The organism is Acidovorax lacteus, from assembly GCF_039540375.1.
Lineage (GTDB): Bacteria > Pseudomonadota > Gammaproteobacteria > Burkholderiales > Burkholderiaceae_C > Acidovorax_G > Acidovorax_G lacteus.
On record NZ_BAABEX010000004.1, the window covers coordinates 147,310 to 168,585 of the forward strand.

A 21,276-nucleotide genomic window follows, 5' to 3' on the forward strand; every position below is an offset into this window, starting at 1 on the left:
ATGTCCCTCGTGAGGCACTCCATGCCCAGCGCGCTGCTGGTTGGCCGCGAAGGCCCGCAGGGTCCACCCGGTCGATGGCGTCACTGTCGGCGCGACGACCGATGGCGTCCTGAACCCGACCGGACACCCGGATACCCCTTTGAACCCCATTGTTTTTGTGTTACACCCGCTATCAAACCAGGAGCACCCAGATGACCATTGAGATGATCGAAGCCGAAGACTTCAACCAGGGCACCCAGATCAAGGTGATTGGGGTGGGCGGGGGTGGCAGCAATGCGGTCGAGCACATGATCCAGCGCCAGGTGCAGGGGGTGGAGTTCGTGTGCGCCAACACGGACGCCCAGGCGCTGAGCCGCTGCTCGGCCCACCGCGTGATCCAGCTCGGGAATAGCGGTCTGGGCGCAGGCAGCAAGCCCGACAAGGGCCGTGAATCTGCCGAGGCCGCGATCGAAGACATCCGTGCCGCCATCAGTGGCGCACACATGCTGTTTATCACGGCGGGCATGGGCGGTGGCACGGGAACGGGGGCCGCTCCAGTGATCGCACGCGTGGCCAAGGAAATGGGCATCCTGACGGTGGGCGTGGTCACCAAGCCGTTCGATTGGGAAGGCAAGCGCCGCATGGGCAATGCCGAAGAAGGCCTGGCCGAACTGGAGGCCAACCTGGATTCGCTGATCGTCGTGCTCAATGAGAAGCTGCTCGACGTGCTGGGCGAAGACATCACCCAAGAGGAAGCTTTTGCCCACGCCAATGACGTGCTCAAGAACGCCGTAGGCGGTATTGCCGAGATCATCAACGAGTATGGCCAGGTGAACGTCGACTTTGAAGACGTCAAAACCGTGATGGGCGAGCCCGGCCGCGCGATGATGGGTACGGCAACGGCCAGCGGCCCGGACCGCGCCCGCATTGCGGCCGAGCAGGCCGTGGCCTGCCCTCTGCTGGAAGGTATCGATCTGTCGGGTGCCAAGGGGGTGCTGGTGCTGGTGACCGCTGCCAAGGGCAGCCTGAAGCTGGCCGAATCGCGTCTGGCTATGAGCACCATCAACGCCTACGCTTCGCCCGACGCGCATGTGATCTACGGCGCTGCCTACGACGACAGCCTGGGCGATGAGATCCGCGTGACCGTGGTGGCCACGGGGCTGTCGCGTCCGAATGCACGCCGTCAGCCGATCCAGGTCGTGCAAGGCGGTCTGCGCACGGGTACGGACAACCTGCCCTTCAGCATGCCCATGGCCACTGGCTCTGGCACGCTGGGGACTGCCGTCGGTGTTGCGGGTGTGCATGGCGGTGCAGCGGCCACGGCCGATTACGGCAACATGGCGGTGCCCAGCGTGTGGCGTAACAACCGCGCACAGGCTGCAGCCCGTGTGGACGCGCTGTCGTCTGGCGGTATGGACGATCTGGAAATCCCGGCTTTCCTGCGCAAGCAGGCGGATTGACCGGCGTGTGCCTGGCGCTGCCCATGGGCAGTGCGCGGGCAGCAGCCTCCTTCCTTCGACAAAGCCCGCAGGCATTCGCTGCCTGCGGGCTTTGTCATGTCGGGCAAGCCGCAATGTGTCTGACGATTGCAGTTCACGCCGCCGCCGGGTCGGCGGGGCTATGAAACAGCTCTGGAGGCCCCCTTTTTTTGGCCACAGCGGTCGTGAACGGTGGCGTCAGGGCGAAAAAAAGCCCGCAGTCGGTGTGTCCTGCGGGCCTTTGGCAAAGGGTGAAGGCAGACCGGGTGGTGTGCCTTATGCGGTCAGAAGGACTCCCAGTCGCCTCCATCGTCACCGGACGGCTTGCTGGCCTTGGGCGGCAATGCAGCCGCAGGCTTGGCGACCGGAGGCACCGCAGCCTTGGGCTTGCCCGCGGGCAGGGGAGCGCGGGCCGGGGCTGGACGTGCCGCGCTGCGCGGTGCTGCTGCGGGTGCAGGACGTGGCGAGCCGGTGCCACCGTCCACACGGAAGAGTGCTACCACCTCGGTCAGCTTGAGCGCCTGCTCACGCAGGCTGTCGGCTGCTGCAGTCGATTCTTCGACCAGCGCCGAGTTCTGCTGCGTCATCTGGTCGAGCTGGTTCATCGCGGTGTTCACCTGGGCGATGCCCTGGCTTTGTTCCAGCGTCGCGGCACGGATCTCTCCGATGATGTCCGTGACCCGCTGCACGCTGGCCACGATTTCGTTCATGGTTTCGCCCGCGTTGCCCACCAGCGACGATCCGGATTCCACTTTCTCCACGGAAGCGTGGATCAGGCTCTTGATCTCTTTGGCCGCCTCGGCGCTGCGCTGCGCGAGGTTGCGCACCTCGCCTGCAACCACCGCAAAGCCTCGTCCTTGCTCGCCAGCGCGTGCCGCCTCTACGGCCGCGTTCAAGGCCAGGATGTTGGTCTGGAACGCAATGCCATCGATCACACCGATGATGTCGGCAATCTTCGCGCTCGACTGGTTGATCTCCTGCATGGTCGACACCACCTGCGACACGACCGAGCCCCCACGCGCGGCGACCTCAGCGGCCGACGTGGCCAGCTGGTTGGCCGTCTGGGCGGAATCGGACGTCTGCTTCACTGTGCTGGTCAGCTCTTCCATGCTGCTGGCCGTGGTCTGAAGGTTGCTGGCTGTATCTTCGGTGCGATGGGCCAGGTCGTTGTTGCCCTGTGCGATCTCACTGGACGCGGTGGCAATGCTGTCGGTGGCTGAGCGCACCTCGGTGACCAGCCTGCGCAGGGAGGTGACCATCTGCGCCAGGCTGTCGAGCACCGAGCCGGGGTGGCCGGTGGGAATCTGCGTGTCCAGGTTGCCCTGCGCCACCTGCGCCATCACCGCAATGGCCTCCGAGGGCTCGCCACCAATCTGGTTGAGCACCGAGCGCGTGACCACATAGCCCACAGCGGCCACAGCGCCCATCACCACCACCACCAGCAGCAGGTCTTTGAGCAGCGCATTGCGCACCTGCTGGTCGATGTCGTCTGTGTACAGGCCGGAACCCACCATCCAGTTCCATCCGTCCACGCGAATGGCGTACTGCAGTTTGGGCACAAGTTCCGTTTGCCCTGGGCGTGCAAACATGGTGGGCACGAATGCCTTTCCGTCCTTGCTGGCCTTGAGTGCGTCCGAAATGGTTTTGAGAATGTCGGTTCCGGAGCCATCCTTGACCTTGCCCGCCATGTTTTGGCCTTCCCATTCGGGCTTGATCGGGTGCATCACCCCGACGGAATCCAGCGTCCAGATGTAGAAATACTCGGTCTTGCCTTCAGGCCCGCCGTAGCGGGACACCCGCAGTGCTTCTTTGGCTGCCTTCTGAGCGTCCTCCGCCGACATCGCTCCGCTGCTCGCTTTGGACTGGTATGCGGTCACGATACTGTGGGCCGATTGCACAGCGGTGATCAACTGTTCCTTGCGGGAGTCGATGATCTGACGACGTTCGGACACCAGCGACGTGATGGCCATGACCAGCAAGGCTGCCAATGCTGTTCCCAGCATGAGCAGGATTTTCATTTTGAAGCTGAGCTTGTTCATCGCGTGTCTCCTGTTGTTCGAAAGATGCCGCTCCATCGGCAGACCCGGCCGCAAGGAGTTATTGCGATTTTGCAACAATCACTTACGTTTGAGGTCCCGCCCAGCTTACTACGGAAGCGTGCCGTCGAGGGAGACCGCAAAGCCCCAATCGGCGCTACTTGGTGGGCCCAACTAGAATCAAGGCATGCTTCAGCAACGCACACTCAAGACGTTGACGCGCGCGGTCGGCGTGGGTCTGCACAGCGGCCAGCGCGTCGAACTCACCTTGCGCCCTGCGCAGCCTGACACGGGCATAGTGTTCCGCCGGGTGGATTTGCCCCAGCCCGTCGACATTCCAATCCGCGCTGACGCCGTCACCGACACGCGCCTAGCATCGACCATTGCCGTGGGCGGCGCCAAGGTGCACACGGTTGAACATCTGATGTCGGCTTGTGCGGGCTTGGGCATTGACAATCTGTACGTCGACATCACCGCTGAAGAGGTGCCCATCCTCGATGGATCTTCAGCCTCGTTCGTGTTCCTGTTGCAAAGCGCAGGCATCGTGGTGCAGCCCGCGCCGCGTCGGTTCATCCGTGTGACACGTCCCGTGGAGGTGCGCGAAGGCAGTGGTCCGCAGGCCAAGTGGGCTCGTCTGGAGCCCTACCACGGCTACAAGCTGCGTTTCGAGATTGATTTTGACCATCCCGCTGTGGATTCGACCGGTCAATGTGTGGAGTTCGATCTGGGATCGGGGCGTTACAGCCGTGACATTGCGCGGGCCCGGACCTTCGGTTTCACCCGCGACGTGGAAATGATGCGTGCCAACGGACTGGCGCTAGGGGGCGGCCTGGACAACGCCATCGTGATGGACGACTACAAGGTGCTCAACAGCGATGGGCTGCGCTACGACGACGAGTTCGTGAAGCACAAAATCCTCGACGCCATGGGCGACCTCTATCTCATCGGACGTCCGCTCCTGGCCGCCTACAGTGCTTTCCGCTCGGGCCATGCGATGAACAACCTGCTGTTGCGTGAACTGCTGGCCCAGCGCGATGCTTGGGAAGAAGTCACGTTTGCCGACGAGCGTGCTGCGCCCAGCGGCTTTGGCCAGCTCGCACGCGCCTGGTAGACCTGCCATGCTGCTGCTGCGCTGGGTGGTGATGGCCTTGCTGCTCGCGGCGGCAGTGTCCTTCATGTTTTATATAGGCACAGGACAGCCGCGATATCGCCGTTTCGGCACTGTAGTGCTCAAATGGACGCTGATCGCCACCTGCTTCTTCTTTGCAGTGGTATTCATAAGCCGCCTGGGGGTTTGAGTGCCCTGGGCCATGTGCCCGGCTACACTCGCGCCTGCTCCGGGGTGTGCTGTTGCACTGAGATGCGGGAGCCTGGCGACACCAGGCCACCTGCGAACCCGACGAACTTGATCCGGTTCATACCGGCGTAAGAAGAGCCTTCACTGCTGGCCCCCCGGGCTGGCCCGCACCCAGGCGGTGCCGGGCTGGTACACCCGGGCGCTGCTGGTGCGGTGGCCCTCCGGAGCATCCCTTCATCCGGACCCGAGGAGCCCCGCCATGAATGCACCCGAACGCCTGCCCCACCCCGACTTTGCTGCCTTGTTGGCAGCAGCCCGCGCGCCTTTTCCGGCCTCGCGCAAAAGCTATCTGGGCAGCGAGCGCTTTGCCGATCTTCGCGTGCCAGTGCGCGACATCCAGTTGACCAACGGCGAAGTGGTGAGTGTCTATGACACTTCCGGGCCCTATACAGACCCCGGGGTGGACATCGACGTGCGCCGCGGCTTGCCCAGTGTGCGCGGTGCCTGGATCGAAGCCCGAGGGGACACCGAGGCCTACGACGGCCGCCCGCCGGTGGCGCTGGACGACGGTCAGAAAGGCGAAGACATGGCCCGCCTGGTCCAGTTGCGGGCCGACGCCGCGGGCCTGCAGCGTCGCCCGCGCCGCGCCCGCGCAGGGCAGAACGTGACCCAGATGCACTACGCGCGCCGCGGCATCGTGACGCCTGAGATGGAATACATCGCCCTGCGCGAGAACGGCCGGCGCGAATGGATGCAGCAGTATCTACAAGACAGCGCGCGCGAGCAACGATTGGCGGGCCAGTCTTTGGGGGCGGCCATTCCACAGGTGATCACGCCCGAGTTCGTGCGCGATGAGGTGGCCCGCGGCCGCGCCATCATTCCGGCCAACATCAACCATCCCGAAGTGGAGCCCATGATCATCGGGCGCAACTTCAAGGTGAAGATCAACGCCAACATCGGCAACTCGGCCGTCACCTCCAGCATCGAGGAAGAGGTTGAAAAGCTGGTCTGGGCGATTCGCTGGGGCGCGGACAACGTGATGGACCTCTCGACGGGCAAGGCCATCCACACCACGCGCGACTGGATTCTGCGCAACAGCCCGGTGCCCATCGGCACGGTGCCGATCTACCAGGCCCTGGAAAAAGTGGGCGGCATTGCCGAAGACCTGACCTGGGAGATCTTCCGCGACACGCTGATCGAGCAGGCCGAGCAGGGCGTCGACTACTTCACGATCCATGCTGGGGTACGCCTGGCCTACGTGCCGCTCACGGCGCAGCGGCGCACGGGCATCGTCTCGCGCGGCGGCTCCATCATGGCCAAGTGGTGCATGGCGCACCATCGCGAAAGCTTCCTGTACGAGCACTTCGAAGAGATCTGCGAGATCATGAAGGCGTACGACGTGAGCTTCAGCCTGGGCGACGGGCTGCGGCCTGGCTCGGCCAGCGATGCGAACGACGAGGCACAGTTTGCAGAACTCCGCACGCTGGGCGAACTCACGCAGGTCGCCTGGAAGCACGACGTGCAGACCATGATCGAGGGTCCGGGCCATGTGCCCATGCACCTGATCCAGGCCAACATGGCCGAGCAGCTCAAGCATTGCCACGAGGCGCCGTTCTACACCCTGGGGCCGCTGACCATCGACATCGCGCCGGGTTATGACCATATCGCCAGCGCCATTGGTGCGGCCATGATCGGCTGGATGGGCACGGCCATGCTGTGCTACGTGACTCCCAAGGAGCACCTGGGCCTGCCCGACCGCGATGATGTGAAGCAGGGCATCATTGCCTACAAGATTGCAGCCCACGCTGCCGATGTGGCCAAGGGCCATCCGGGTGCGCGGGCGCGCGACGACGCCCTGAGCCAAGCGCGTTTCGATTTTCGCTGGCAGGATCAGTTCAACCTGGGCCTGGACCCAGAGACCGCGCAGGAATACCACGATGAAACGCTGCCCAAGGATTCGGCCAAGGTGGCGCACTTTTGCTCGATGTGCGGCCCCAAGTTCTGCTCCATGAAGATCACCCAGGAGGTGCGTGACTATGCCGCCCGCCAGGGCGTGCCAGACGCGGAGCAGGCGCTTGCACAGGGTCTGCAGGACAAGGCGCGCGAGTTTCAGCAGACCGGGGGGCAGTTTTACGTGCCGATCCACCCCCAGGCCTGACAGGCTGTGGTGCCCGCCCGACGCAGGGCGGTAAAACCCCGAGGTGCGCGCTGCCGAGCGGGCGCCTATAGTCGGTCCATCGGCCCCACAAGGGACCGACTGACCGGCTTGGCGCATTAGTTGCTTGTGCTTGGCATTAGTTGTTAGGAAATGTAAGGTAGCGCCATGAACGCCCTCAACCGCCTGTCCATCCGTACCCGGCTCTACTTCGGGACGATTTTTTCGCTGGTGCTGCTCGTCGTCATCGGGGCCATGGGCTACATGGCCCTGGAGCGAACGCGCCAGACACTCGACAACCTGTTCTCGCAGCGCGTGCAGACGCTGACCGATGTGGCAGGCGTGCGCACCACGCTCGGCGATATTCGCCGGGCGGAAAAAGACATCATCATCAACTTCAACAATTCGGTGGAGGTAGCGGCTCTGCGCGAGAGCTGGAAGAAGTCTCTTAACGCCCTGACCACGTCGATGGCCGAGGTGCGCAAGATCCAGGCGGCCGATCCTGCGTTTGTCGAGGCCATCGACAAGTCGCTGGCGGAGATCAAGGAGTACGAGGCCGGCATCACGCCTGTGTTCGAGCAGATCGAGCGTGCGCAGATCGACGGCGCGGTGGGCGGCGCTTACGCCGAGCGGCTGAAAAAGCACATGGAGGCCACCGACCAGGCCCTGTCGGGTCTGGCGGTCACCGCCCGGGACAAGATGGAAGAGGCCAAGAAGGGCGTGGAGTCGCTCACGGCCACCATGTCGGGCCTGATCGGACTGGCCCTGCTGCTGGCGCTGGCGGTGCTGATTCCGCTTACGTTCTTCAGCGTTCGTTCCATCACCCAGTCGCTGGCCTCGGCCAGTGAACTGGCGCAGCGGATCGCCAGTGGTGACCTGTCCCAGGACGTGCACGTCAGCTCCAAAGACGAGGTGGGCCGTCTGGTTGAGGCCATGGGTCGCATGCAGGAGGCGTTGCGCGGTCTGGTGCAGCAGGTGCAGGAGGCGGCCAACAATATTTCGACGGCCAGTGCCGAGATTGCCACCGGCAACCACGATCTGAGCCACCGTACCGAACAGACGGCAGCCAATCTGGAGGAAACCGCCTCCTCGATGGAACTGCTGACCGGGACCATCCAGCAGAGCGCCCAGGCCTCGCGCCAGGCCAGCGACTTTGCGTCGTCGGCTGCCCAGGTAGCTGCGCGCGGGGGCGAGGTGGTGTCCCAGGTGGTCACCACCATGGACCAGATCACGGCCAGCTCGCGCAAGATTGCCGACATCACCAGCGTCATCGATGGCATCGCCTTCCAGACCAACATCCTGGCGCTGAATGCAGCGGTGGAGGCCGCGCGTGCCGGAGAGCAGGGCCGCGGATTCGCAGTGGTGGCGTCTGAGGTGCGCAATCTGGCGCAGCGCAGTGCCGAGGCCGCCCGCGAGATCAAGGGACTGATCGGATCCTCCGTTGAGCGCGTGGAAGACGGCTCCAGGCTGGTGAGCCAGGCCGGCGAGACCATGACCGAGATTGTGGGCAGCGTGCGCCGCGTCTCGGACATCATCGGCGAGATCACCGCGTCGGCGGCGGAGCAGAGCGACAACGTGGGCCACATCAGCCAGTCGGTGAGCCAACTGGACAACATGACGCAGCAGAATGCAGCGCTTGTCGAGGAGTCGACGGCTGCCTCTGAGTCGCTGCGCGAACAGGCAGTTCAGCTGACCCAGGCGGTCAGCCGCTTCAAGCTCCATGGCGGGGCCGGTGCAGCTTTTGACATGGGCCACCCCCGCGCGGCAGCGCCAGCCCCTGCGGCCTTGCAAGCCCAGACCACCCCGCGGGCCTCCCTCGGGCGCAACGCGCCGCTGCGGCTCAAGTCCAAGCAGTGATGCGTGGGATCGCTTGCGCCCAGGTATCGGGCGCAAGCGATCGGGCGCAATCGGAGCTGTGCTGGGTATGAGTGCGCACCCTGCAATCCAGGGTCTGTTCACACAAACAACAAGACTGAAAACAAGCCCTTGGCTTGCGCGGCACAGCGCGACCGTGGTGCAGGAAATGGGACCCAGCGCTTTACCACATGCCACGCGCTGAAGGGCGTGCGCCAGCAACGCGCTTCGCGATCAATGCTATTTTTTTGATAGCTGCTTGTGCTTGATTGATAAGCACGAGCGGCAGAAAAGGCCTTGAAAAGCATCCCTCTCGACAGGAGGGCAGGCATTCGGGCGAGGTGCACCATGACAGTGCGTGGCACCCCGCTGTGGGGCGCGTGGCCCCTCAGTCGCGCGTGACCCGCAACACTTCCTCGCGGCTGGTGATGCCCGCGGAAATCAAGCGCTCGCCGTCGTCGCGCATCAGGCGCATGCCCGCAGCCAGCGCGGCTTGGCGGATGTCGGCCTCGGCCGCTTGGTTGTGGATTTGTTCGCGGATGCGTTCGTCGGTCACGAGCAGTTCAAACACACCAGTGCGGCCCGCGTAGCCGGTCTGGCCACACGCATCGCAGCCCGCACCATGGCAGTGCGTGCAGTATTTGCGCACCAGGCGCTGGGCCAACACGCCCAGCAGCGACGACGACAGCAGGAACGGCTCCACCCCCATGTCGGTCAGCCGCGTGACAGCGCTGGCAGCGTCGTTGGTATGCAGGGTGGCCAGCACCAAGTGGCCGGTGAGAGAAGCCTGGATGGCGATCTGCGCGGTCTCGAAGTCGCGGATCTCACCAATCATGATGATGTCCGGGTCTTGCCGCAGGATGGCGCGCAAGGCCTTGGCGAAGCTCAGGTCGATCTTGCTGTTGACCTGGGTCTGGCCCACGCCCGGCAGCTCGTACTCGATCGGGTCTTCCACCGTCATGATGTTGTTGCGCGTGGCGTCCAGGCGGCCCAGCGCTGCGTACAGCGTGGTCGTCTTGCCCGAGCCGGTGGGCCCGGTCACCAGGATGATGCCATGCGGCTGCGCAATCAAGTGCTCAAACCGGGCGAGCGTTTCGCCCTGCATGCCCACGGCTTCCAGGCTGAGCTTGCTCTCGCTCTTGTCCAGCAGGCGCAGCACGGCGCGCTCGCCGTGGGCGCTGGGCAGGGTGGAGACGCGTACATCGATCGCGCGCGTGCCCAGGCGCAGGCCGATGCGGCCGTCCTGGGGCAGGCGTTTTTCGCTGATGTCCAGGTCGGCCATGATCTTGAGGCGCGAGATCAGCGCGGCGTGCAGCGCGCGGTTGGGCTGCACCACCTCGCGCAGCGTGCCGTCCACGCGAAAGCGCACGCTCGAATGGCGCTCGTAAGGCTCGATGTGGATGTCGCTCGCACCGTCGCGCGCGGCCTGCGTGAGCAGAGCGTTGAGCATACGGATGATCGGCGCGTCGCCTGCCGATTCGAGCAGGTCTTCCACGGCGGGCAGTTCCTGCATCATGCGCGAGAGGTCGGCGTCGCTCTCGACCTCGCTCACCACCGTGGCGGCGCTCGATTCGCTGTGCGAGTACGCGGCGCTGATCCGCTGGGCCATCTCGCCCGCCGCCACGGCCATGAACGATTGCACCGCATGCTTGCGCAGCACCTCGGACAGCGCCGCACCGTCAGGGCTTGGGCCATGCCACAGCACGGCCTGGTGGCCATCGTCTTCCAGCAGCAACTGCGACGAGCGGGCGAACGCGTAGGGCAGGGGGTAGCGCATGGTCCGGGCGGTCTTCAGGCGGTGTTCAGAGGGTCTGGCGCTGCACCACGGCGTCGTACGACAGGCGTCGTACCGTGGCTGCGGCCGCATCGGCGCTGCGTTGCGATTCGTAGGGGCCAACGCGCACGCGCAGACGCTCGCCGCGGTTGGTGCTGACTTCCTGGGCCTTCACCGGCAGCGCGGCTTTGCGCAGCCGCGTCACCACCGCCTGGCCGTTGCGGTCGGTGGGAAACAGACCCACGTTCACGTAATAGCCAGCGGCTGCGGCCGCCTCGGGCGCTGCGGGGGCCTGCGCCACCGGGCTCACGGCGGTTTGTGCCGCCACAGGGGTGACCACCGCGGCGGGGGCTGCTGCCACGGGCGCGGCCACGGGCGCAGCCGACTGCGGTGCGGCAGGGGCGGCCGGGGTAGGCGACTGCGACTGCGGCTGCAACGAGCGCGGCGGCTGGCCTTCGCCCGGGCGCGCGGCCGGGGGCATGGCCGGCAGGGCCGGACCCTGGGGCACCGCGCGCAGCATCAGGTTGGGGTCGGGCTGGGTGCCGTTCTGCAGGCCGCGGATCATCTCGTAGCGGTCCATTGACAGCGCATCGCTGGTGGCTGCGTCGCGCACCACCACCGGGCGCAAAAACACCATCAGATTGGTCTTGTTGCGCGAGCGTGTTTCGCTGCGGAACAGGTTGCCCAGCACGGGCACATCGCCCAGGCCCGGCACCTTCTCGCGCGTGCCCGAGTATTTGTCCTGCAGCAAGCCGCCGAGCACCACGATGGCGCCGTCTTCGACCAGCACGTTCGACTCGATGGAGCGTTTGCTGGTGGTGGGGCCGTTGGCGTTGTTGAGCGTGGAGGGCAGCACGTCCGACACCTCCTGGAAGATGGACATCTTCACCGTGCCGTTCTCGTTGATCTGCGGACGCACGCGCAGCGACAGGCCCACGTCCTTGCGCTCGATGGTCTGGAACGGATTGACCGCGCCATTGTTGCTGTTGTTGTTGGTGTACTGGCCGGTCACGAAGGGCACGTTCTGGCCGATGATGATCCGCGCTTCTTCGTTGTCCAGCGTCAGCAGGTTGGGTGTGGACAGCACATTGCCGTCGCCGTTGGCCTCAAGAAAGCGCGCCAGGAAGCCAAGCACATACTGCCCGTCAATCTTGTGGCCGATGCCGAAATTCAGGCCGGTGCCGGGCCGCACGGTGCCCGAAGCACCGGATACAGCCAGGTTGATGATGTTGGCGCCCGAACCCGCATTGGCTGTGTAGTTGGTGCCGATGATGCCGATGTTGGTGTCTCCGCGCTGGCCCAGGGCGGTTTGCCACTGGATGCCGAACTCGGCGGCCTTGTCGGCGTTGACTTCGACGATCAGGCTTTCGACCAGCACCTGAGCGCGCCGACCGTCGAGCTTGTCGATCACCGCACGCAGCTGGCGGTACAGCGGCTCGGGTGCGGTGATGATCAGCGAATTGGTGGAGGGGTCGGCCTGGATTTGCCCACCGGTGGAGGGCTGGTTGCTGCTCGCACCGCTGCTGCCCAGGCTGCCACCAGTGCCCAGCCCTGTGCCTGTGCCCAGGCCCGGGGTGCTGCCCGACATGCCGGTATTCGACAACCCAGACGGTGCAGCCGCCGGGGCGGCCCCGCCCACAGTGCCGCCTGCACCACCGCCCTGCGCCGCGCTGCCACCCATGCTGGCCATGGCCGCTCGCAACGTGGTGGCCAGCTTGGTCGCATCGGCGTTCTTCAGGTACACCACATGGATGTTGCCGCTGGCCGCACTGCTGCCCGGCACGGGGGGCTGGTCGAGCTTTTCGACCAGGGCCCGCACCTGTGCCACACGCGCTGGGTTGGCCGCGCGCACGATCAGGGCGTTGCTGCGCGGCTCGGCCAGCAGCGTGGTACGGAAGGCGGTGTCGGCCTGCCCCTGCGCGCCGGGCGCTGCGGCACCGGCCGCGGTGCCGCCCTCGATCAGCCGCTGCACCAGCGGTGCCAGGTCGGCGGCCAGTGCGTTGCGCAGCGGGATCACCTCCACATCGGTGGCATTGGCCACGTCCATCGCCGCAATGATGCGGGCCATGCGCTGCAGGTTGTCGGCGTAGTCGGTGATCACGAGCGAGTTGTTGCCCGGGTTCACGTTGATGGTGTTGTTCGGGCTGATCAGCGGGCGCAGCACCGGCACCAGGTTGGCTGCGTTCTCGAAGTTGAGTTTGAAGATCTGCGTGACGATCTGCCCGCCGCCCGCACCCGGTACGGCACCGCCCTGGGTCACCCCCACGCTGCCGGCCTGCAGCTTGGCGTCGGCTTCGGGCACCACCTTGTACAGCCCTGCGGACTCCACCATCGTGAAGCCCTGCAGGCGCAGCGCTGCCAGGAACTGCTCGAATGCGGCCGACGGGCTCACGGGCCGCTCGGTCACCAGCGTGATCTGGCCCTTGACGCGCGGGTCTACCACCACGTTACGGCCCGTGATCGTGGCCATGGTCCGGGCCACGGCCTCGATCTCTGCGGCCGTGAAATTCAACGTCACCGGCTCGCCCGGGCGCACGCTGCTGGTGCCGGTGCCGATCGCAGTCTGGGCCAGCGCGGGCCCTTGCAGGCAGGCCAGCAGCGCACAGGCCGCTGCCCAGCGCAGCGGAAAACGGGGAGACGAGGTCGTCGTGAGAGCAGTCATTGGGTCAACCCACGGTGATGATGGAGCGCTCGCCCTGGCGGCGTCCAATGATGTTCAAGAGGTTGGCGAGCGCGCCTTCGCGCTCGGGCCGGGCCGCACGGGCCTCGCCGGCAAAACGCAGGCGTTGCCCCACCCACTGGCCTGAGCCAGAGAGCAACAGGTCGCCCTCCAGCGTGGCCAGCGTGAGAGAGGGCAACTCGCCGCCCTGCACCTGCAGGCGGTAGCTGCCCATGGGCCGCAAGGTGGACAGGCGTGAGGACATGGCCCGCGCGTCCACGCGCGCCTGCCCTTGCAGCACCGCCCGGCCGGCGGCCCACTGCAGCGCCAGGCCTTCGGTTTGCAGCACCAGTTGCCCCTGGGGTTGCAGTGTGTTCCAGGGCGTGCCCAGTCCGGCCAGCAAAGCCGCCGGCCATTGGCTGGTGTGGTCGTCGATCTGCACCTGTGCCGAGCGCCAGCCTGCGCGCACCGACGCCTGCAGCGGCGCGGGGGTGCAGCAGTCGGCCGTGATGGACAGGCGCAAGCCGGTGAGCGCCGGGCGCAGCTGCCAGCCGATGGAGCCCGGAAGTGCGGCCTGGTCGCGGCTGCCCGCGCCACCCGTCAGCAGCAACTGGGCGTGCCCGTTCCAGACAGTGCCGCGCGCCTGCAGCAGCTGGACCTGACCGTTGGTGGCCTGCCGCAGACTGCTGGCCAGCCACTGCGCGGGCGCAAACACCAGCAGTGCAGGCAGCGCGCCCATGGCCAGCCCCAGCGCAGCCCATGCCCAGGGCGCCCGCACGCGTGCCGCGTCCGCGCGCGGCGGTGCCGGGCGTCGGCTCAGGGGCGGGCTGGCGGTGCGGCGGAGCATCGGAGCGGCTCGAAGATTCTGGTTTCAGCGGGCGCCTGGAAGACCGAGCACGATGGTGCCGTCCCAGCGCGGGCTGTCAGCGGCGGCTGCGTTGCCCCCAGCGCTGCTGCGCGACAGGCGCATCTCGAGCGGCACAGCGCGTGCGTTGCTGCGCACCTGGGCCAGCCATTGGGCCAGGCCGTCGGCCGAGGCGCTCTTGAGCTGTACCGTCGCGCGGTCACCGGCCACGCTGATCTGCGCCTGTGCGCCCAGCCGCTGCGCCAGCGAACTGCGCAGCTGCGCGGCCGCATCGCCCGCACTGGCCTGCGGCAGGGCCTGCAGCTGGCGCGCCTCGGCCTGCAGTTGCAGCATGCGCTGCAACTCGGCGTCGAGCGCGGCGTGGCGCGCCGGGGCACTGCGCAGCGTCTGCAAAGCGGGGGCCAGGGCCACCCACCACAGCAGGGTCAGCAGCACCAGCACACCGGCAGCTCCTACCAGCATCTGTTCGCGCGGGGCCAGCTGGGTCCAGCGCCCGCGCAGTGCGGTCAGGGCGTAATCGGTATGCGAAGCGGTGGCAGCGGGCATGGTCGATGGAACAGGTGTGTGCAACAAAGTCAACGCGGGCCATCGGCCTGCAGCACCAGGCGACCGGCTTCGTCCCGCAGGCGCAGGCCCAGTGGCTGCAGCCGTGACTGCACCACCTGCAGTTCGTCGGGCGCGAGGCTCAGCCCTTGCAGGCGCAGCTCGGTGCCGCTGTATTCCATGGCGGTGGGCGTGCGTCCCTCGGGCAGCGCACGCGCCAGGCCGGCCAGCAGCGATTCGGCGTCGCGCGGGCCCAGCTGGCCCGCGGCCTGGCGCAGCAAGGCCACCTCACGCTCCATCTGTGCGGGCGCGTCCACCACCACCTGCACCTTGGGAAAGGTCTGCTGCAAGGTCGCGCGCACGGCCACCTGCTTGGCCTGCAGGCTTTGACGTTCCTGCCAGGCCCATGCGTTCAGGCCGACCAGATGGGCGGCCACGAGGGCGCACACGCCCCAGCGTGCGGCCCGCCATTGCGGTGCATACAGGAAGCTCGACGCCACGCCCGCCGCCTGGCGCATGGCGCGGCGCTGTGCCGAGCTGGCCAGTTCAAACTGCGCCAAGTCCCAGCGGCCTCGTGCAGCGGCCATCAGCCGTTCGTCCAGCGATTGCAGTCGCACCGGCCGGCCCAGCAGCCGCTCGGCCTGGGCCGCCACCGCGGGCTCTGCCTGCACTTCGGGTGTTGGCGTGTCGGGGCTGTGCTGTACCCAAGCACTGGCCATGGCCAGCGGCAGCAGCAGCACGGCGTCGTCATCGCTGGGGCCGCACACCACCAGGCGCGCGTCGTCTTCGGTGCCCAGGGCGGTGCACTGCCGGCCGCCGTGTTCGGTGGCGCCCGGTGCAAATTCGGGCACCACGCGCGACACCGGACGTCCAGCGGCCTCCAGGGCCTGCAGATGGGCGCTCAGCCATGCGCGCTCGCACACGGCGACCCAGCAGGGGCTTCCGTGGCCCGCATCGGGCTGCAGGGCGAAATGCAGCTGCGCCGGTTCGTCCAGCAGGCGTTCTTCGAGCAGGCCCTCCAGGGCAGCGCGCAAGCGGGGCGAGGGCTGGTGCGTGCCCAGGGGCAGCCCGGGGGGCAGCGGCACGCGGTGCCACGACAAGGCCTGCGCCGGAACCACGGCCACGATCTCGCCGGGGCGTCCAGGCTCCGGGAGCAGCGACGGGGCTGCCATGTCGTGGCGCAGCAGCTGGTGGCCGTCGGCCGTGACGGCGTAGCGGTAGCGGGTGGACGGGCCGGGCAGTGCCTGCGGAAGGTGAAGGATCAGGGTGCTCATGGGCGGTGCGGGCCATTGTAGGGGGCGCAGATGACCATGGAGGCCTCAGCGCATGGCGGGCGCCACCGGCCGGTCGAAGCTGCCGCGCTCGCGCCACAGCACCCGCGTCTGCTGGCCGATGCGCTCCACCACCGAACGCTCGTCCACCAGGGTCTGCTCCAGCCGCAGGCGGCCCCGCACCTCGAAAAAGCGCGACTGCACCACATGGTTGGTGCCGTTGAGCTCCACATTCGCGCCCACCAGGGCTTTCACGTCCTCGAAGCCCTTGAAATGGCGCATCTCCCGGGCCTGCACCAGCTTTTGCGCGCCGGCCATGTCGATTCCGTCGATGGCGGCCCACAGCACGTCCACGCCCGCCGTGTTCAGGTTCACGCCCGTGGCCACCGGCAGCCAGGTGACGTGGGGGGCCAGCACATCGACGGTGCTGCGGGGCAGGCCCAGCCAGCCCAGGTGCTCCACGCGGCGCGGCAGCAGCGGTGCGTCGGCTGCGCTGCTGCCCGCGGTGACGGGGGCCTGCGCACGGCGCAGGCCGTCGATCAGCAGCGCCAGGTGTTGCGGCGGCAGGCCCAGACGTTCGAACAGCCGCGTGAACTGTTTGTAGGCTCCGGCCTGCAACTGCCCGCCGTCCAGCAGGCTGTTGATGTTGAGCCGTGCCTGCAGGTCCAGGATTTGCCCCGACAGGAAGGCTTCGGTGGTGTCGGTGCTGGCGTCGTCGGCCTGGGCCACGTTGCGCTCGGCCGCCAGGAAGGTGGACAGGCGGGCTTCTTCCAGTGGCACCGCCCAGGGCTCGGCCAGATGGTCAGGGCCGCCAGTCCGTCCATCCTCGCGCAGGATCAGGCGCGACCAATCGAGCGCGCCCACCAGAATCCAGGAGGCCTGCACACGTGCGCGTTCGGCGGTTTCGACCTCGACCGCACGCCACTGCTGCCACAGCGCCGCCGCTGCCCAGGTGGCGACCAGGGTCACGGTGAGCATGGCGACGAGCAGCGCGGCTCCGCGCGCGTGCAGGCGGCGAGTGCGTGTGCGCAAAGCCGTGCGTGCCGCGCTCATGAGCGTTCTCCGGAGTAGGCGGGCGACAGCCAGTCGCGCGTGATCAGGCCCGTCAGCGGTTGACCGGCAGGCAGCTCGATCTGCAGGCGCACGCCGTCGGGCACGGTGGCAGCGCCTTCGCCTGCGCTGGACAGCGGGTTCGTCCACGTGCCGCCACGGTGGTAGAAGATCTGCCAGCCCTGCAGCGGCAGCAAAGCCGTTTCGCGCCGCCGCTCGGCATCGCCCGGGTTGCGCGCCCACAGCGCTGCCTGCTGCCAGGCCTGTTGCCATTCACCGCGCGTGCGCACCGGCGGCGACTGCCAGCGCAGCCACTGCGGCTGGCCTTGCTCGATCCGCCGTGTCCAGGCCACCACCAGCGCCCCTTCGTCCGGCGCACCCGACGCGCTGCGCGTGAGTCGCAGCACCTGGCCGTCCCAGTCGAGCGGCGTGGTCTGCGGCAGGTTCAGCAGCGCGTCCAGATCGGTGCCCCACTGTGCCAGCGCAGATTGCAGCACCAGCAACTGGTCGGCGCGGGTGCGCGTCTGCTCCTGTGCGCGGGCCATGCCGTCCAGGCCCCGCCAGCTCAGCAATGCCACCAGCGCCATGACACCGATGGCTACGAGCACTTCGATCAGTGTGAAGCCGCGCGCCCGCAGTACGCGGGGCGTTGCGGCACGCGGACTGCGGCGGGCCGACATCAGTACCGCCCCACAATGGTCGAGACCCGCAGCACCGGGGTGCCTGCGTCCAGCACCTGCGCGTCCACGCGGCGAAAGCCGGGGTTGGGGGTGGGACGCACCACCAAGCTCACGTCAAAGCGCCGTCCGGCCTGTTCACAGGGCTGCAGACTGTCGCCCACCGGGGGCAATTGGCGCGACAGCCGGGTTTTGATGAGTTCGTTCTCCGCGCACAGATGGGCCAGCAGCACATCGCTTTGGCGGGCGGCGTTGCGCGTGAGCGCACTGGTGGCCTGGGTGCCGGCCAGCAAGGCAATGGCCACAATGCCCAGGGCCACCAGCACCTCGATGAGCGTGAAGCCGCGCGCAAGCCGCCGCGCCGTGCAGGGCGTGCTCATGGCAGCGCTTCGGCGGTGAAGGGTCGCAACCCGTCGGTGGCCACACGCCAGGTGCGCCCCGGGGCTGCGGCATGTACCAGCAACACCTGCTGAGCGGCGATCAGCGGCTCGGGCCCCAGCACCAGCACGGTGGTGCCCTGCGGGCTCGTGCCTGCGTCCAGCCACTGGCCGGGCAGGCTGGAGCCCACCAGGCCTTCAAAACGAAACGCTTGGCCTTGGGCGACCCATCGCACCGGTGTGCCGTTGGTGCGCGATTGTTGCCGCGCCGATTCGAGCAGCGCCGCCAGGCGCACGGCCTCGCGTTCCAGCACCGCCTGGCTGCTGTCACGCAGCGCCAGCGTAGCGCTGGCGGCCGTGAGCGCGATCAGCGTGAGCACGACCAGCAACTCGAGCAGTGTGAAACCACGCCCACGCCGCCGCAGCGCGCTGTGGCGACCGATCGGGGTCGACGCAGCGCTGCTCTCCTGGCCTGCAGGGGGTAGCACGCAGTGCGCGACCGTGGGGGCCACAGGTTGCGCCGCTGGGCCGTCCCAAGGCGCAACGCGGCCCCCTTGGGGGGCAGGGAGCGACACGCAGTGCGCGACCGTGGGGGCCACAGGCTGCGCCGCTGGGCCGTCCCAAGGCGCAACGCGGCCCCCTTGGGGGGTAGGGAGCGACACGCAGTGCGCGACCGTGGGGGCCACAGGTTGCGCCGCTGGGCCGCCCCAAGGCGCAACGCGGCCCCCTTGGGGGGCAGGGAGCGACACGCAGTGCGCGACCGTGGGGGCCACTGTCACTGCCAGCTGCCGATGTCGGCGTCCTTTCCTTCTCCGCCCGACTGGCCGTCGGCCCCGAAGGACATCACGTCGACCTCGCCCTTGATGCCGGGGTTCAGGTATTGGTAAGGACGGCCCCAGGGATCGTTGGGCAGTTTTTCCAGATAGGGCTTCCAGTTGCCTGGAATCGGACCGCTCGTGGGGCGGGCCACCAGCGCTTGCAGGCCCTGCTCGGCCGTGGGGAAGCGCTGGTTGTCGAGCTTGTACAGCTTGAGCGCCTGCACGATGTTGGTGATGTCGGTGCGGGCGGCGGTGCTGCGGGCGTCGTCCGTGCGGTCGAGCACGTTGGGCACGATCAGGGCCGCCAGGATGCCGATGATGACCAGCACCACCATGATCTCGATCAGGGTGAAGCCGCGCGCCAGGCGGCGGGCCAGTGGGTGCAGGCGCATCGGGGTCGGAAGAGAGGTTGGGTTCACGGCGGAAGGTCTCGCTCGGGCTGGGGTCGGGTCAATCATAATCGCCGCATGGTGACGAAATCACGCAGCAACTGGGGCACGCGCCTGGGCACTTGGGTCGTCTGGGCGCTGGCAGGTTCCAGCCTGGTCTATTGGGGGCTGCGCCTGTCGGCCCAGCCGCAGGGCCTGGCGGTGCCGCCTGTGGGTGCGCCTGCGGCCAGCACGGCCGACGCACAGGCCATGGCGCGGGCTTTGGGCGTGATGGGCGCTGCAGCCGGCCCGGCTGCCGTCGCTCCGTCGGCTCCGGTGTCGAGCCGGTTTGCGTTGTTGGGGGTGCTGTCGGGTCGCCAGAGCGGCGGCGGAGCGGCGCTGATCGCCGTGGACGGTCAGCCGCCCAAGCCGGTGCGCGTGGGCCAGCCGGTGGACGGTGCGCTCTGGCTCGTGGCGCTGGGCCCGCGTGAGGCGCGCCTGGGGCCTTCGGCCGAGGGCCCGGCCACCGTCACGCTCGAAGTGCCGCGCAAGCCCTGAAGGGTGTGTTGCCGGCTGGGTGCTGCCGGCGGCATTCGCGCCCTTCGCCCTTCACCCTTCGCTTTTTCACGCTTTCGGGCGCAGCCCACTGCCATCTCAAGCCGCGGCGTCGGGTGGCAGCGCCAGCACCGTCCAGCCGCCCCAGGCCGGTGCGGGCCAGGCCCAGTCGGCGGCGGCGATGCGCAGGGTGTGCAGATCACTGGGCAGCGGATGGCGCAGCAGATGGTGCACGCAGCGGGCCACCCCGGCGTGGGTGATCCACACCACCTCCCGGCAAGGCGCATGGCCTGCGCGGGCCAGCGCGGCCTGCACGCGCTGCAGCATGGCGGCCAGCGTTTCGCCGCCGCCGGGCGCATGGTGGGCGAAGTCGGCGGTCCAGGCGTCCAGGGCCACGGGGCCGATGGTGTCCCAAGACTGACCTTCCCAGGTGCCGAAATGCAATTCCTGCAAGGCGTAGTCGGTCTGTGCCGCCAGGGCCGGGCGCAGTTCGGCCAAGGCGGCAGCGAGCGCCGTGCAGCGCTGGGCCGGGGAGGTGAGCACCTGCGCCGCTGGCGGCAGCGCTGCGGCCAGGGCGGCCGAGGCCTGCTGCGTGGCCAGCGGGTCGGCGGCCACGTCGAGCCGGCCATAGCAGACGCCGGGCGCGATGTGCGGCTGCGCATGCCGCACCAGCCACAGCCGCCGGTCTGAGGGCTCGCTCATGCCAGGCTGCGGGCCAGCGCTGCGGCCAGGCCCAGGTAGAAGGCCAGTTCACCCACCTGCTGGGTGGCGCCCAGGCAGTCGCCGGTGAAGCCCCCGAGCCGCAGGCGGAACCATCGGCGCATCCAGCCCGCAGCGGCGGCGCTGGCGGCAGCGGCCACCATCACGGGCACCAGCCCCCAGTGCCAGGCCAGCAGCACCAGCACCGGCAACACCCACAGCACCGCGGCCATCAGCGCCCTGCCGCTGATCTGGTCGGCCAGCGGCTTGCTTTTGGAGCGCGCGGTGTCGCCCACGTGGGGCAGGCTTCGCACCAGGCCCAGCGGCCACAGGCGCGACAGCACATGCGCGCCCAGCAGGGCCCCGAGTGCGGGCAGCAGGCCACCGGGTGTGCTGCCCAGTGCGGCCAGCAGCGACACCTTGGCCAGTAGCGCCAGCACCAGGGCCATGGCCCCGAAAGCGCCGATGCGCGAGTCTTTCATGATGTCGAGCGCGCGTTCCCGGTCGAGGCTCCCGCCCAGGCCGTCGGCCACATCGGCCAGCCCGTCCTCATGGAAGCCGCCTGTCATGAGCACCGTGGCCACGGTGCAGGCCACGGCGGCCACCAGCGGCGCAAAGGGCAGGGGTTGCAGCAGCGCCCATGTGGCGGCGTACACGGCCATGGCCCACAGACCCACCAGCCAGCCGATGCCCGGAAAGTGCGCGGCGCTGGCGCGCAGCATGGCCGGGCTGTAGCCCACCCAGGCCGCCAGCCGCCCGGTGACCGGCACCCGGGTGAAGAACTGCAGCGCCAGCAGGTAGTGGCGCAGGGCTTGCACGGG

General features: G+C 67.9%; 19 protein-coding genes and 1 riboswitch. Of the genes, 6 read left to right on the forward strand and 13 right to left on the reverse strand.

Features of this window, described 5'->3' with window-relative positions; genetic code table 11:
- The first annotated feature begins 191 nt into the window (after window positions 1-191).
- Window positions 192-1,439: a cell division protein FtsZ gene (gene ftsZ / locus ABD866_RS02735; protein ID WP_345060956.1), complete on the forward strand. Its 1,248-nt coding sequence runs from the start codon at window positions 192-194 to the stop codon at window positions 1,437-1,439.
- A 302-nt stretch (window positions 1,440-1,741) separates the two neighbouring features.
- Here the strand turns inward: ftsZ and ABD866_RS02740 are convergent, their stop codons facing one another.
- Window positions 1,742-3,496: a methyl-accepting chemotaxis protein gene (locus tag ABD866_RS02740; protein WP_345060957.1), complete on the reverse strand. Its 1,755-nt coding sequence runs from the start codon at window positions 3,494-3,496 to the stop codon at window positions 1,742-1,744.
- A 184-nt stretch (window positions 3,497-3,680) separates the two neighbouring features.
- On the opposite strand from ABD866_RS02740, the gene lpxC reads away from it, so the two are divergent.
- The 4 genes from lpxC to ABD866_RS02760 all read left to right on the forward strand — a co-directional run bounded on the left by lpxC (window position 3,681) and on the right by ABD866_RS02760 (window position 8,802).
- Entirely contained in the window at window positions 3,681-4,604 is a 924-nt protein-coding gene (lpxC, locus tag ABD866_RS02745; protein ID WP_345060958.1) for a UDP-3-O-acyl-N-acetylglucosamine deacetylase, read from the forward strand.
- Between the two features lie 7 nt (window positions 4,605-4,611).
- Entirely contained in the window at window positions 4,612-4,791 is a 180-nt protein-coding gene (locus tag ABD866_RS02750; RefSeq protein WP_345060959.1) for a hypothetical protein, read from the forward strand.
- Window positions 4,792-4,821: 30 nt separating this feature from the next.
- Window positions 4,822-4,942, forward strand: a riboswitch (TPP riboswitch).
- A 107-nt stretch (window positions 4,943-5,049) separates the two neighbouring features.
- Complete coding sequence (thiC, locus tag ABD866_RS02755) at window positions 5,050-6,948, forward strand: phosphomethylpyrimidine synthase ThiC (protein WP_345060960.1); 1,899 nt, start codon at window positions 5,050-5,052, stop codon at window positions 6,946-6,948.
- A gap of 165 nt (window positions 6,949-7,113) precedes the next feature.
- On the forward strand, window positions 7,114-8,802 hold the full coding sequence (locus tag ABD866_RS02760) for a methyl-accepting chemotaxis protein (protein WP_345060961.1): 1,689 nt from the start codon (window positions 7,114-7,116) through the stop codon (window positions 8,800-8,802).
- A 385-nt stretch (window positions 8,803-9,187) separates the two neighbouring features.
- On the opposite strand, the gene ABD866_RS02765 is transcribed toward ABD866_RS02760, so the two are convergent.
- From ABD866_RS02765 to gspG, 10 genes are all read right to left on the reverse strand, one after another.
- Window positions 9,188-10,576 carry a GspE/PulE family protein gene (locus ABD866_RS02765; RefSeq protein ID WP_345060962.1) on the reverse strand — a complete coding sequence of 463 codons (1,389 nt, stop codon included), beginning with the start codon at window positions 10,574-10,576 and terminating at the stop codon, window positions 9,188-9,190.
- Between the two features lie 25 nt (window positions 10,577-10,601).
- Complete coding sequence (gspD, locus tag ABD866_RS02770) at window positions 10,602-13,235, reverse strand: type II secretion system secretin GspD (protein ID WP_345060963.1); 2,634 nt, start codon at window positions 13,233-13,235, stop codon at window positions 10,602-10,604.
- 4 nt (window positions 13,236-13,239) lie between these two features.
- Window positions 13,240-14,079: a type II secretion system protein N gene (gene gspN / locus ABD866_RS02775; protein WP_425549532.1), complete on the reverse strand. Its 840-nt coding sequence runs from the start codon at window positions 14,077-14,079 to the stop codon at window positions 13,240-13,242.
- Window positions 14,080-14,103: 24 nt separating this feature from the next.
- Window positions 14,104-14,643 (reverse strand): type II secretion system protein GspM, encoded by a 540-nt coding sequence (gene gspM / locus ABD866_RS02780; protein WP_345060964.1) that lies wholly within the window; start codon window positions 14,641-14,643, stop codon window positions 14,104-14,106.
- 29 nt (window positions 14,644-14,672) lie between these two features.
- Window positions 14,673-15,914, reverse strand: coding sequence for a type II secretion system protein GspL (gspL, locus tag ABD866_RS02785; RefSeq protein ID WP_345060965.1), 1,242 nt, complete (start codon window positions 15,912-15,914; stop codon window positions 14,673-14,675).
- A gap of 45 nt (window positions 15,915-15,959) precedes the next feature.
- On the reverse strand, window positions 15,960-16,964 hold the full coding sequence (gspK, locus tag ABD866_RS02790; protein WP_345060966.1) for a type II secretion system minor pseudopilin GspK: 1,005 nt from the start codon (window positions 16,962-16,964) through the stop codon (window positions 15,960-15,962).
- Entirely contained in the window at window positions 16,961-17,641 is a 681-nt protein-coding gene (locus ABD866_RS02795) for a PulJ/GspJ family protein (protein WP_345060967.1), read from the reverse strand. The genes gspK and ABD866_RS02795 overlap by 4 nt, the downstream gene beginning before the upstream one ends.
- Entirely contained in the window at window positions 17,641-18,018 is a 378-nt protein-coding gene (gene gspI / locus ABD866_RS02800) for a type II secretion system minor pseudopilin GspI (RefSeq protein ID WP_345060968.1), read from the reverse strand. The genes ABD866_RS02795 and gspI overlap by 1 nt, the downstream gene beginning before the upstream one ends.
- Complete coding sequence (locus ABD866_RS02805) at window positions 18,015-18,458, reverse strand: prepilin-type N-terminal cleavage/methylation domain-containing protein (protein ID WP_345061021.1); 444 nt, start codon at window positions 18,456-18,458, stop codon at window positions 18,015-18,017. The genes gspI and ABD866_RS02805 overlap by 4 nt, the downstream gene beginning before the upstream one ends.
- 332 nt (window positions 18,459-18,790) lie before the next feature.
- Window positions 18,791-19,225 (reverse strand): type II secretion system major pseudopilin GspG, encoded by a 435-nt coding sequence (gene gspG / locus ABD866_RS02810; protein WP_345060969.1) that lies wholly within the window; start codon window positions 19,223-19,225, stop codon window positions 18,791-18,793.
- A 75-nt stretch (window positions 19,226-19,300) separates the two neighbouring features.
- On the opposite strand from gspG, the gene ABD866_RS02815 reads away from it, so the two are divergent.
- Entirely contained in the window at window positions 19,301-19,759 is a 459-nt protein-coding gene (locus ABD866_RS02815; protein WP_345060970.1) for a type II secretion system protein N, read from the forward strand.
- Between the two features lie 96 nt (window positions 19,760-19,855).
- Here ABD866_RS02815 and ABD866_RS02820 read toward each other — a convergent pair whose 3' ends face one another.
- Window positions 19,856-20,458: a histidine phosphatase family protein gene (locus tag ABD866_RS02820; RefSeq protein WP_345060971.1), complete on the reverse strand. Its 603-nt coding sequence runs from the start codon at window positions 20,456-20,458 to the stop codon at window positions 19,856-19,858.
- Entirely contained in the window at window positions 20,455-21,273 is an 819-nt protein-coding gene (locus ABD866_RS02825; RefSeq protein WP_345061022.1) for an adenosylcobinamide-GDP ribazoletransferase, read from the reverse strand. The genes ABD866_RS02820 and ABD866_RS02825 overlap by 4 nt, the downstream gene beginning before the upstream one ends.
- Between the last annotated feature and the right edge of the window lie 3 nt (window positions 21,274-21,276).